This window comes from Paenibacillus sp. MER TA 81-3 (assembly GCF_023713585.1).
GTDB classification, from domain to species: domain Bacteria; phylum Bacillota; class Bacilli; order Paenibacillales; family Paenibacillaceae; genus Paenibacillus_B; species Paenibacillus_B profundus.
The window spans coordinates 1-12,741 of record NZ_JAMAWB010000001.1 but is presented as its reverse complement, the minus strand read 5'-3'; the positions used below and the strand labels follow the sequence as shown (position 1 = coordinate 12,741).

The 12,741-nt window shown below is 49.1% G+C and carries 12 protein-coding genes and 1 pseudogene; 2 read left to right on the top strand and 11 right to left on the bottom strand.

The genetic code is table 11. The features are described 5' to 3' along the window. Positions 1-13: 13 nt before the first annotated feature. The 8 genes from ftsL to M3650_RS00030 all read right to left on the bottom strand — a co-directional run bounded on the left by ftsL (position 14) and on the right by M3650_RS00030 (position 7,838). Positions 14-400 (bottom strand): cell division protein FtsL, encoded by a 387-nt coding sequence (gene ftsL / locus M3650_RS00065; protein WP_233695335.1) that lies wholly within the window; start codon positions 398-400, stop codon positions 14-16. A gap of 15 nt (positions 401-415) precedes the next feature. Continuing rightward, a complete protein-coding gene (rsmH, locus tag M3650_RS00060; protein ID WP_251571431.1) occupies positions 416-1,369 on the bottom strand; it encodes a 16S rRNA (cytosine(1402)-N(4))-methyltransferase RsmH in 954 nt (317 codons plus the stop codon). 69 nt (positions 1,370-1,438) lie between these two features. Beyond that, positions 1,439-1,870 (bottom strand): division/cell wall cluster transcriptional repressor MraZ, encoded by a 432-nt coding sequence (mraZ, locus tag M3650_RS00055; protein ID WP_019420651.1) that lies wholly within the window; start codon positions 1,868-1,870, stop codon positions 1,439-1,441. Between the two features lie 598 nt (positions 1,871-2,468). Continuing rightward, the gene (locus M3650_RS00050; RefSeq protein ID WP_251571429.1) at positions 2,469-3,740 is read right to left on the bottom strand and encodes an adenosylhomocysteinase; all 1,272 of its coding nucleotides are present in this window, start codon (positions 3,738-3,740) and stop codon (positions 2,469-2,471) included. Positions 3,741-3,799: 59 nt separating this feature from the next. Then, positions 3,800-5,425, bottom strand: a complete 1,626-nt coding sequence (bshC, locus tag M3650_RS00045) for a bacillithiol biosynthesis cysteine-adding enzyme BshC (RefSeq protein ID WP_251571427.1) — start codon at positions 5,423-5,425, stop codon at positions 3,800-3,802. Between the two features lie 105 nt (positions 5,426-5,530). After that, positions 5,531-5,917 (bottom strand): DUF3397 domain-containing protein, encoded by a 387-nt coding sequence (locus M3650_RS00040; protein WP_251571424.1) that lies wholly within the window; start codon positions 5,915-5,917, stop codon positions 5,531-5,533. A gap of 97 nt (positions 5,918-6,014) precedes the next feature. Then, positions 6,015-7,007, bottom strand: coding sequence for a 2-dehydropantoate 2-reductase (locus M3650_RS00035; protein WP_251571422.1), 993 nt, complete (start codon positions 7,005-7,007; stop codon positions 6,015-6,017). 186 nt (positions 7,008-7,193) lie between these two features. After that, on the bottom strand, positions 7,194-7,838 hold the full coding sequence (locus M3650_RS00030) for an RsfA family transcriptional regulator (RefSeq protein WP_233695330.1): 645 nt from the start codon (positions 7,836-7,838) through the stop codon (positions 7,194-7,196). Between the two features lie 344 nt (positions 7,839-8,182). Here M3650_RS00030 and M3650_RS00025 point away from each other — a divergent pair, with 344 nt between their 5' ends. Continuing rightward, positions 8,183-8,419 carry a DUF2626 domain-containing protein gene (locus tag M3650_RS00025; RefSeq protein ID WP_019420658.1) on the top strand — a complete coding sequence of 79 codons (237 nt, stop codon included), beginning with the start codon at positions 8,183-8,185 and terminating at the stop codon, positions 8,417-8,419. Positions 8,420-8,583: 164 nt separating this feature from the next. On the opposite strand, the gene M3650_RS00020 is transcribed toward M3650_RS00025, so the two are convergent. Next, on the bottom strand, positions 8,584-9,564 hold the full coding sequence (locus M3650_RS00020) for an SAM-dependent methyltransferase (RefSeq protein WP_019420659.1): 981 nt from the start codon (positions 9,562-9,564) through the stop codon (positions 8,584-8,586). Between the two features lie 344 nt (positions 9,565-9,908). Between M3650_RS00020 and M3650_RS00015 the strand changes: the two genes are divergently transcribed. Then, the gene (locus tag M3650_RS00015; RefSeq protein ID WP_251571420.1) at positions 9,909-11,021 is read left to right on the top strand and encodes a hypothetical protein; all 1,113 of its coding nucleotides are present in this window, start codon (positions 9,909-9,911) and stop codon (positions 11,019-11,021) included. A 52-nt stretch (positions 11,022-11,073) separates the two neighbouring features. On the opposite strand, the gene M3650_RS00010 is transcribed toward M3650_RS00015, so the two are convergent. Further along, positions 11,074-12,468 carry an extracellular solute-binding protein gene (locus M3650_RS00010; RefSeq protein WP_251571418.1) on the bottom strand — a complete coding sequence of 465 codons (1,395 nt, stop codon included), beginning with the start codon at positions 12,466-12,468 and terminating at the stop codon, positions 11,074-11,076. A 109-nt stretch (positions 12,469-12,577) separates the two neighbouring features. After that, a pseudogene (locus tag M3650_RS00005) lies at positions 12,578-12,741 on the bottom strand (IS30 family transposase); the annotation flags it as partial.

Sequence of the window (12,741 nt, the reverse complement as noted above, 5' to 3'; positions counted from 1 at the left end):
CTTCATCCCTCGTTTATTCGTTCCCTGCTTGTTTGTATACTTCTATTTCCAGAGGCTGCTCTGGTGTGATGAGTCCGTTTTCCTTGGCAAATTGCTCAATTCGTTTCCAGTCTGACAACTTCTCTATTTCTACACGCAATACCGATGCTTCATTCTGAAGAGCCACGGTCGTCCGCTTCATCTCTTGCACTTGCAGATTCGTGTTGTAAATATGTGCGTAGCGCGAGATGATAAAAAAAGCGATCGTCGCACAGAGCAAGACGGTTAATAAATATAGCAGCTTCTCGCGTGTAGGAAGCGCAGCTTTGCGAGTTACCGTCTTTTTCGTCTGACGATACTTTGGTGTCCGTTGTTGCTGTCGTTCCGGGCGTACTGCCAAATTGCCACGCACATATGCCATCTTCTGCTTTCCCCCTTATATCATTTTTTCAGCAACGCGCAATTTTGCTGAACGCGAACGCGGATTGAGTGTCAACTCCTCTTCACCAGGAACAATCGGCTTACGCTTTATAAATGTCAAGATTTCGGTTTTGCCACATGCGCACATCGGCAAATCAGGCGGGCATTGGCATTTCCCGACATAGCTGTTCATAATCCGTTTGCATATTCGATCTTCGAGCGAATGGAAAGTAATTACGGCAACTCTGCCCTCCCGCTTCAAGCAGCGAACCGCTTGATGCAGCGCATCCTCGAAAGCGCCAAGCTCGTCATTCACCGCGATTCTAAGCGCTTGAAAGCTTCGCTTGGCAGGGTGTCCCCCCGTACGCCTTGCTGCTGCCGGAATTCCAGCCTTCACAAGCTCTGCTAATTCTCCGGTTGTCTCGATCGGATGCTTCGCCCTTGCCGTGACCATTTCCCGGGCAATGCGCCGTGCGAATTTCTCTTCGCCGTACTCAAACAGAATGCGGGCAATGTCCGCTTCCGGCCACTCGTTAACGATTTCGTGTGCAGTCAATTCCGCATTTTGATCCATCCGCATATCAAGCGGCGCATCATGATTGTAGCTGAATCCGCGTTCCCCTTCGTCAAGCTGCGGAGAAGACACACCCAAGTCGAACAAGATGCCGTCCACAAGCGGAACACCGTCACACTGCGGGACATCCGCTTCCAGCAGAGCTTCTTCTAAATGCCGGAAGTTCTTCTTGATTAACGTCACCCGATCCATGTACGGAGCAAGACGGGATTTGGCGTTCTCAAGCGCCCAATCATCTTGATCCAGCGCGATAAGACGCCCCGACTCGGTAAGCATAGAAGCGATTCGTTCGCTATGTCCCGCACCACCCAAGGTACAGTCGACATATATTCCGTCAGGACGAATATGCAAACCTTCGACCGACTCCTCTTTTAGCACGGTAATATGATGAAACAACGCAAATTCCTCCTAGTATATCGGTTTCCATCTAAGCTGGCTATCGGTGGCGCATCATAAAATGTACACCTAGAAATTAAAGTCCACCAACGTTTCGGCAATTTCATTAAACGTAGATTCCGACTGTAATACATATTGTTCCCAAGCGTCTTTACTCCAAATCTCCACTCGGTTCTGTACACCAATGACCATACATTCTTTATCGAGATGCGCGTATTGGCGCAAATGGTTGGGGATGTTGATGCGGCCTTGCTTGTCCCATTCACATTCGGTAGCTCCGGAGAAGAAAAAACGGGTGAACGCACGTGCATCGGCCTTCATCAGAGGCAATGCCTTCAGCTTCTGCTCAAGCAAGCCCCATTCATCCATAGGATAGACAAACAAACATTGATCCAAGCCTCGTGTCAACACAAAGTTGGAGCCTAAGGAATCGCGCAGTTTGGCAGGAATGATCATGCGGCCTTTGTCATCGATGCTATGTTGATATTCGCCCATAAACATCTGCCACCACTCCTCCCCCTAAATTCACCACTGCGCTCCACTTTCCTCCACAACGTTTGTATACTTCGCCATGAACATAAAAAATCCTGCTAATTAGCAGGATTTTTATATTAGTTGATTATGGGTTATTTGGATCTTCCCTTGCCTTTCGATGATTTGTTTCATCGTTTGCTTCGTCTATTTCCTTCTTGACAAGCGCTGCATCCGTAAGCGAGGACATTGGTTGATGTGCGAGGAACGTTCTATCTTTCTTCTTGCCCTTGTTCTGTCTTCGCACAATTAGTCAGATAGGCACCCCGACAAGTAAGCCGGCACAGGCGAACGGCAGAATGGCTACAAGCGCCAGCACAAACGTTATAGGAAATAAGAAGACTGGCTTGCTCCAGCAATCGCGCGAAACAGCTTTCTCATTGAAGGTGGGTTCATCCCTGCAGCCCACTATTCCAACAATTCAGAAAATGAGCACGATACCGCTTCAATACCAAGCTATTCATTACGCAATCTGAAGCATTGGGAGAGTGGATAAAAGATGCCGCCACCAGCTTCATGGCTGATGACGGCATTCTTCTATATACGTATTCCTGATCTCTTAGGATGCTTAATGCTCTTGCCAGCTGTCGAGGTAGGAAGCTTGCTCAGCGGTCAGCTTGTCAATGGAAATGCCAAGCGACTCCAGCTTGAAGCGAGCTACCTGCTCATCCAGTTCATAAGGCACATTGACCACTGCCTTGCCGATGCGCTCGTATTGCTCGTTCACATACTTCAATGACATCGCTTGCAGCGCAAATGTCATGTCCATAATCTCAGCCGGATGCCCGTCGCCTGCGGCCAAGTTGACCAAGCGGCCTTCCGCGAGCACATAAATGCTGCGTCCATCCTTCAGCTTGTATTCTTGAATGTTCTTGCGAACCGTGCGCACGCCTTGCGAACGTGCTTCCAATTCCGGCTTGTTCACCTCGATATCAAAGTGACCGGCATTGGACAGAATAGCGCCATTCTTCATCACATCGTAATGTTCGCCGCGGATGACGTCACGATTCCCCGTCACGGTGACGAAGATATCTCCGATGCGGGCCGCTTCGCTCATCGGCAGCACTGTGAAGCCATCCATATAGGCTTCCACACCTTTAATCGCGTCGATTTCCGTCACGACGACGTTCGCACCAAGGCCCTTCGCACGCATCGCCACGCCTTTACCGCACCAGCCGTATCCGACTACTACGATGGTCTTGCCTGCAACAACCAAGTTCGTCGTGCGGTTAATGCCGTCCCAGACGGATTGACCCGTTCCGTAACGATTGTCGAACAAATATTTGCAGAACGCATCGTTTACCGCAACCATCGGGAATTGAAGCGTACCGTCTTTCTCCATCGCTTTCAAACGCAGAATGCCTGTCGTCGTCTCCTCCGCACCGCCGCGCACTTGGTCTCTCAAGTCAGGTCGCTCCGAGTGAAGGATCGAAATCAAATCGCCGCCGTCATCGATGATTAGATCCGGCTTCGTCTCCAGCGTCTGAATAAGCAACTGCTTATACTCTTCTGGTTCCGGATCATACTTTGCAAATACCGTAATTCCTTCTTCCACAAGCGCCGCACATACGTCATCTTGCGTAGACAACGGATTGCTGCCAGTTATCGTCACCTGTGCGCCCCCGGCTTGAACCACTTTGGCAAGATAAGCCGTCTTCGCTTCCAAGTGCAGCGAAATGGCCACCTTCAAGCCTTTGAATGGCTGCTCAGCTTCAAATTGTTCGCGAATGCGATTCAATACAGGCATATGCGCCTGCACCCAATCAATCTTTAAATGACCTTCCGGAGCTAAAGCGATATCACGGATAACACTGTTGTTTACAGCATTTGCGTTATTCATCGGTACGTTCATCCTCCCACATCATAATTAGTTGGCATTCCTCACCTTACTGACGTGTTCTAAAGCGTAATTAGGCGATGCTCGCCTTTCCATACGACCGGTGCATCCATCACCGGCTTGAACCAACCTTCCCCGTAACGACAGGCATACATGATCATATTCAAAACTCTCTCTTGCGGTTTATTATTCGGGTGCAGCGTCACCTTCAGCCGTTCCCATTGCCGCAGGCCAGATTCATGCTGCTTCTGCAATGCGTCCTTTGCCCGATGATGGAGGAAATCAATCTGCTCCAACACCTTGGCATGATTCGTCTCGCCGAGACGGCCTAGAGCAGGCAGCGCATCATTCAGGACACTCAGCATGTCGCGATAACGCGCATCTACATCATGGCGCAGCTCGCCGAAGCGATCATCCAGATGAAGTTCATCCTGCGACTTCAACCACAATTCCTTCTTCTCTTCATAATGATGGATGACATCCTCTGCCGTCAAATCATATTTGACAAGCAGCTTCTGGAGCGTGCCTTCCATACACGTGAAGCTCATTCTCGGCCAAACAAGCGGCATCCGCATGCCAAGCGTCCGAAACGCTTGCTTCGTCTGCGCCCAGTAAGCAATCTCACCAGGGCCAAGCACCGTTGCCAGTACCGGAAATAAAAATTCTTGCATTAAAGGGCGTGTCAAGACATTGTTGCTAAGTTCCTGCGGGCAAGCCCCCGCTTTATTCAGCAACTCCGCTTTGCTCCATGAGAACGTATGATGCCGATCGACAAAGCTGCCGTTCTCTTTGTGGAGCAGTTGACGCTCTCCTTCATGAATGACAAATAAGTTCGCACTGTGTTCAGAACGCTCCGCTTGTGGTGTATAGCCCATTGTGCGCAGATCTTGCTCGCTCTTGGCATAGGCTTCCTCCAAGCTATCGTTCTCCTCGATGATGGCTTGGAACATCGGAGCTTCCAGCTTCCGGATGGCCGGATCGGCTGAATCGATCAGCACAAGCCCGTACTCCCCAAACAGCCGCCCTATCATGTGAGCAAAAGCGTCTGAGAGCGTGGAAGACTTCGCCATTTGCCGAAGCTCCTCCATCAGTGCTGGTTTGAATTCGGTAGACGGCATCAACTCCTCTACTTCCGCCAGCACGGACTCCCATGCGGACACTTCAAGCTTCACGTGGCTGACCGGGGCTCGCAATTCGTGAGGTTTCCCGATACGAATCCGCTGCACTGCCGGCTCCTGATTCAATACATAAGTATGATTGACTTCATCGAAGTCATGGTCCTCTCCGGCAATCCAAAATACCGGAACGACCGGACGTCCTAGTCTGGCTTCTGCTTCCTGCGCCATACGAATAATGGATACCGCTTTATATATAACTAGCAGCGGTCCTGTCAGCAAGCCTCCCTGCTGGCCTCCCACGACGACGAGTGCCTCGCTCTGCACCAATCGATCAATGGCGTCCATCACGGCCGGGCAGTTGTTCATCTGTTGATTGTATCGGCGCAGCACCTGTGCCAGTTCGGAGCGATCCGCTCTCAGATGCTCAGCTCCGTCCAGCCATTCGGCCCTTTTCTCCACATCTTCATCCGGATGAAACTCGTATAGTGATTGTATAACGGACGATTGATGTTCGATATAATGAGCTGCCAACGGTTGTTGAACCGGAATGTGCAACAATGGCCATGTCATGTGAGCCGCCTCCCTCTCTCTATCGTCTCGATTGTACACAATGCGGCTTCCATCCGTCAAAGCAGGTTATGCAATGAAATTCGTCAATATATGTATCATGCCGTGCTACACGCTTGCCAAATATACAATAATGCCAATAAAGAGCAGTACTATGTACAAAAAACTTAAAATAAAAAATGAAATTCTCCAAATCATGCGCACAAGTTTGCGTATATCGATTTGTCCGGTCTTGCGGTGCTGCAGCCCCCCAAAGAGCCCTGCAGCAATTAATATGATAAACAATATCCAATAGAACCCGGACTTCGAATCTAAAATTGTATTATAAAGTCCGCCGACCGAAGCAATGAGAAATGCGGTCGTAACATCCATCGCCAGCATAAAGGCTTTCTTTTTCGGGCTAATCCAGAATGAACCGATAAACCAAGCTATAATAAACGGAAAAAAAGGAAGAATCGAAAACAGGACAAAACCATCTGACAATAACTTCAACATTGTCGTTAAGGCTCACTCCTTTCGGGTAATAGTGCGTGTTCAAGAGATCACTTTCAAAGGGAACTTTTTGAACAGCCTCTAATAGGTGACTTGGCTGTTAGGACTGGCTTGCCTGGATGAGACGGTACACCATTACATGTGCAGGTGTATCAACTGAATGCACTTCCCCGAGCCGGATGATCGCTCCCGTAATGGCGTCGCATTCCGTTTTGCGGCCCTCTAGTATATCCTGCAGCATGGAGGAAGTATTATTAGCTGTCATGCGGCAAATGGTTACGACGCGCTCCCAATCCGTCTCCACGTCCACTTTCAACTTCGCCGCTTCATAGACGGCAACCACTTCATAAAACAGCTCCTTCATTATAGAAATGCGTTCCTCGGTAGCGAGCAGTTGCCCATTCTTCACTCGCAGCAGCGCGGTCAACGGATTAATAACTGCGTTGACAAGCAGCTTTTGATAGATCATTTCTTCGATGTTGTTCGACACAAACGCCTGAAATCCTGCATTTTCTAGCAAGTTCTTTGTCGGTAAACATAAAAAATCAAGTGGAAGATGTTTCTTATTATTCGATGGGATGGCCGGACCGATCCATGTCGAGCCTACCCCTGTATGAACGACTTCATTCCACGACTGCCTGCGGGCCGCCTCCGTCGTCACAGCAAGCCCCATTGCATCGACAGGCCACGCGCCAGATAAGGCTTCCGCATGCCCTACACCGTTCTGAAAACAAATAAGCGCCGCATCTGTCGCGCGCGGCATCTTGCGCAAGGACTCGAGCAGCATCGGCTGAATATGTGTTTGCTTAACGAACAGCCATATGAGGCGAACCTTCTCATCAGCTGCATGTAGAATAGAATAAGCTTCTTCCAGAGGGTAAGCCTCCAACCCGGATACATGCAAGGTTTGTCCTTGATGGTCGGTATATATGATGCCCTCTGCTTGAATGGCCCGAGCTTGCTCTGCCGTCCGAGTCCATAGACGAACCCCGCTGAGCTGTACCTCTCCCATGGACCATCTAGAACGGCTGGCGTGGAGACGGGCCGCACACAGCATCCCGAGCGACCCTGCGCCGATAATATCGATACGCATCCCTATCTCTCCTTGTGCTTTTTTTCTCTAATCCCTTAGTTATAACAGACAGACTCGAAAAAAACAAAAAAAGCGCCAAGTGAGAGGTTCTTCTCTCGCCAGGTGCTTTCCTTGCCGCTGCTGTTATCATCTAGAAGCTATTCGGGGTTGTTCAAAAAATCCCCTTTTGATCACGAAGCATAATGCTTATTCAATGCGCTCCAAGTTCCCGTTCGCATCCATGCGAAAACGCGTCTTCGTGTCCTCTTCTTCTTCGCTCAAGATGGCTAATCGACGGGCTCGGTCCATAATTTGTATAAGCGCTTTATAATCATCATTTACAGTACGGTAATCGGTCTGCACAGCATTCACTTGTCTGGAAAGCTGTTCATTCTCTTGCCGCAGGCGATTGCACTGCTCCTCTTTGTCTTGCAATTCTTTCTCCATATGCTTCATGTGGCGAGATATATCTTGATAGTTATTTCGCCATTGACGCAAGTAACGAATGACCATATCCATAGAAAGGGAGTCTTCTGTAATCATCTCTGATTTTAACGCAACTTCTTCCCCTTCATTCAGCACAATAGATGCCACCTGTGCACCTAAAGGCTGCTTTTTCAAAAAGTTTCGTTTTTGTCGCTGCGCCTTCGCCAATTGAATCGCGGCTTCATATTTTTTACGCACACAACTGTTCCACCGGAATCCGCAAGCTGCCGACGTACGGCCAATCTTTTCTCCGACCTCCTCAAACGCAGCCAGCTGCGTGCTGCCCTCTCGGATATGCCGTAATGTTACTTCCGCCAAAATTAAATCATCGTCCGCTGTCCATGCATCTTGTCTAATTGCTGTCATGCTATAACCTCCTAACGACATCGCTCATCATATTCGTTGTATACAGCCCCCCTTTCCGACCAACAATAACAAAGTGTTGAAACGAGGAAGGACCGACGGTAATAAACCGCTTATTCCATCTCTATGCCCATGGTAGAGTTCATAGAATCTATCGGATATTAAAATGTATATCCATTTTTCCTAGGAAACATACGTGCGTGTGTCCATGCGTTATATCACATTTCTATGGCGCTCACATAAAAGATTTTCCAATTCGCCACGTTTAACAGTTTACACAAAGTACCATCAGGGCTATAATGTCATTAGAAAAAGTTGGTCCGATCGTAACGAGAGGGGGATGAATCGTGGCACGGATGTATCGCGTACTCGGCTTCTGGACATTAGTTATCGGTCTGATGGCGTTTGCTGGAGATATGATTGAAATGGCATTGTTGTTCTTCATGCAGACCGCCTTCTTCGTGTTGTTAGGTTATTTGAAATTGTCAGAGCGTACATATATACTCCTGTTCTGGGCGTACATGATTGTATGCTTTAGCGGTTTTTCGTACTGGACCGTCTTTATCATGGGCAAGCCATTCTAGGCTGCCCTGACCTGTTCTGACGAATTGACCGTAATGACGTAATGCTTTACGGAAGCGGTTACGAACAACAACGGCCGAAACCCTTAGGGTTTCGGCCGTTCTCTATTTTTCAAACGATGCATAGCTGGTCAATCATCATTGCAGGCGCCACCGGTCAATTGCCGTTAGGTGGCACGGGACAAGAGCAAAACGTGAAACCGTTCGCTCATTTGATCGCTTAACAACAGTTGCCGTATCGCCCGATTCCGGCGCGATTCCGGGCTGAACGGATCGAGGCTGCAATGATTCTGCAATTCATTCAACAACCCTTGTTCCAACAAGAACGCTTTCTGGGTTGAATACCCTGTAATCCATGCATTTGCTTGCTTGGCAACACGCTGGCATATTTCGAAATCAACCATAGACGTCATGTCCTGTTCTCCGATATGAATCCATGGGTTATCGTGCGCTTGGTGGCGGTGATAGCACATCAGTGTCCCTTCCATCCGGTGGGCAGCCGTTAGTTCGTTCGTATCGTCACCGTAATCAATGAACACGAACTCCGCCTCTTGTGCCTGGTGCAGCACGTTGCTTAACCAGATGGACATGGCCATACCCGCGTCGAAGATCTGGTTATCCGATAGTTCGACATGATGACGCTCCAACCAGTCAATGACCTCGGAAGCCGCTGTCATCCACCGTGGCATGAACTGTTCTTTCTCGGCATCCCATGTGACGAAGCACTGTTCATATCGTCCGTCACGGTGACGAACCCGCTCCACGGGAAAGGCGTCAAGCAATTCATTTGCGATAAAGAAGATCCGGCGTTGCGCCGCTTCCTGGCGAAACGTCTCCTCGTCCCACCAAAGCACCGAGATGTGCTCGCTCTCCATGAGCTGCCTTGACACCCGCTGATGATACGGGCTCATTTCAATAACCGCGTGCTGATAGCCTTCGAAGCGGTCAAGCCGCAAGCGCTGATGGATTTGTGATGCGAGGCGCCCCGTGCCTGCACCCCATTCTACAATCGTAATCGTGCTGGGATCCCAGCCTCGTTCATTCGCGCGCCGCTGTATATATACGGCCAGCATGTCACCCATTATCGTGCCGATATTCGAGCTTGTGTAGAAGTCTCCGTCCCGGCCAATCTTGGGGCGGTCCGACATATAATAGCCCTCCGTTGAGTGGTATAAACATATCTCCATAAACCTTGAGAAAGGGATGGCTTTACAGGAAGAAAGCTCGATTTGGCTAATTAAGTATTGAATGAGAACGGAGTTAGGCTGATAATGAAACATGCAGTCCTTCCTTTCTGCTCTGTTAGAGGTTGTTTAGAAAGCCCTCTTTCGAACACGAACCGTTAAAATTTGTCCAACGATATTGACCTATCATCCATTCGTCCATACATAGCTTTGCATGACGATTATTGCGATAGTATGTAAACAGGTCATGTCCAACTACATCCCAACATACGATAATGTTGTGCAAACCGTTTAAAGGGGGTACCCTGATGCAACAAGTTAAGCGTGTGCACCGCGCACTTATTACGCTGCTAATCATTCTATTTATCGTTTCCTTGGTCCCCGGTGCGACACGCGCAGAGCCAACAATGCCAGCGGCATGGAACAAGCAGCCGTCCGAAGAGGAGAAGCAATTGCTCCAGCAGAGCTTGTCCATCACCGAGCTCGACAAAGAAATTGAGCGGATTTCGGCACGAGAATCCGAAGCGGCCGCCAGCCGCAAGCAGATAGAGTCCGAGATTCTGAAGCAGGAAGCGGCTTTTGGGAACAAACGAGAGCAAGCGGGACGTGTCCTGCGCGCTTATTATATCGGTGAACGCGACATGATGCTGCAAGCTATCATGTCTGCGGATGAACTTGATGATTTGTTCATGTTGCTTGATTATTTTCAACTACTTTTTTATTCGGACCAAGAAATATTGGAGGAATACTCCAATCAGCTGACCAAACTGAATCAACTGCGGCGTAGTTTGGCTCAAACCGAACACGAGCTTACTGAGGTGCGTAAGCGGTTAGTCGATCAGCGCGCGCGCTTAATTACACTGCGGGAGAAATTCGATACGAATCTGGCTGACAGCAGCGACCCGCAAGCGATGAGCCGACTCATTCAAGAATTCACAACGTATTGGAAGAATGTCGGGCTCTTCGAAGTTAGACACTATTTCCGCGCACTAGCCGACGCGATGCAGAAGCTCCCCGATTTCGTGCAAAAAAGCGGGAGTATTAGCATGAACGGCAAAACCTATACGATAACGATACAAGAGGAGCAGCTCAATCAATTTCTACGAGAGCAGGATCCGATATTCGAACAGTTCTTCTTCCGGTTCAAAGAAGGCGTCATTGCGGCAGAAGGAGAGCGTTCCGGCCTAAGCGTCCATATTGAAGGCCGCTATACATTGGAAGCAGAGCCCGAGAACAGAATTCTGTTTCATGTGGATCAAATGCTGTTCAACGGGTTAGAACTTCCAGATACAACGCGTCAAGATTTGGAGCAAGAGTTTGATCTCGGGTTCTATCCACAGAAGCTCGTTTCTTTCTTAGAAGCAACTGACGTCGCCATTACTGATAAACAAATCACAGTACAATTAACGGTCAAATGGTAGAGCAAACAAAGAATCAGCAGATCATTTATCCATTGTCTGCTGATTCTTCTTTCTATTTCTTCGGCCAAGCCTGATTTAATTGGGCTTTAGTCAAATCCGCATCCATCCACCGCCGAACGGAGGCCATCCAGGACTCCAACGGTCCTGCCTTCTGAATTAGATTGATTTCGTTGACATCATAGGGCAGGAAAGGCTGGGGCAGCCACTGAAGGATGTCCTTCCACGGCTCCATGTAGGCTTGTTCGTGCACAGGAAGTACGGATAACGTATCATACCAATCATGCTGGACAGATAGACGCGTCATGTAATCAATCCAACGCCTTGCTTCGGCTTCGTTAGGTGAATGTGCAGCGATAACGTAACTGCGGCTGGCCACCCATAGCCCCGCCGGCAGCTTGACTTCTCCCGGCGGCTCAATGACGAGCGGATCGCTTACTTCCAATACGGCTTCTGAGTATGGGACGATGGCAAAGCCGATTTCTCCGGATTTCAGCAAATCCCATGTCTCACTGCCGCTAGCTTCCTTCTTCCATGCTTTAAAGTGGGTGAGGTACGGTTCTAGCTCTGACACATGTTGACTCCATGTTACAGCTGTCGCCCCCGCTCCGTTTACCGTACGCGTGGTGACCCAGTCTTTCTGTCCGTCCGGTGATGGATTGGACTCGGGCATGAGAAGGCCAAGACGCCACAGCATGGATAGCAGCGCATAATCATCCTGCTCATGCCAAGCAAACCATGTTGCCGGCAGTTGATCGGTGGGAGGTGTCTCATCCGACGGTACTGCAGTCTGGTCCTCCTTCTTCGGCTCTCCGCCGCCTAACGCGCCAGAACCCTGCTGACCAACCGATGGTAAAGAAGTCTCCTTCGATGCAAACAACTGCTTCCAGTCCTCCCATTTCGATGGAAGCGGCGTTCCGAACTTGAGCTTGTCTTTATTCCATACCAACACATACGGATCCAACTGTGCGGGCTCTGCCCATGTATATCCGTTCCACTTAATCCTATCATTCAACCAAGCTGGAGATGCTTCACTGCCATTGGAAGGTGGATCCATCGGGAGCAGCCACCCTTTTTGGGCATACCATTCGACTGAGTTGCTGTCCGTCAATATTATATCCGCGCTGTCTTGCATTTGCAGCTCACGCGGCCATTGTTCTGATGCTTGTTCATCATTTGCGTTCACAAGTTCAACGAAGATGCCCGTTTCATCTATAAACGTCTGGTTCAATTTGCGCATCTGAATGAAAGACATCGGCGATAAGTGAACAGCGACTTTCAACTGCTTCCATGTTTCATTCTTCTTCGACTGTGGAGGATGCTTGGCAACCTCGTTCAGTGATGGCTCCGATTCCGTGAACGTTGGAACGCTGCCGCTGAACTGAGAGAGTAAGAGTAACGAAATGACGATCATCAATACAGCTACTAGCGTCTTTTTCAGGTTCGGCATCGCTCTCTCCTTCCCATTATCAGATCATTCCAAATCAATATTCCTATTGTAGCACTCAAGTCCGATCCTTGTCCCCTAAGCAAAGCAAATCTTTTTAAGTGACGGATTGTCAAGCCAAGTGCGACAGTTCACTCACGAATGATTCATACGCCGTTTTCCACCCAAGACATTTTCTTGGTCGATTATTAATCAATTCTATTGCATGTGAAAGTTCTTCCTCTGTGACCCTAGCAAAGTCATGTCCCTTGGGAAAGAACTCTCTGAGGAGCCCAT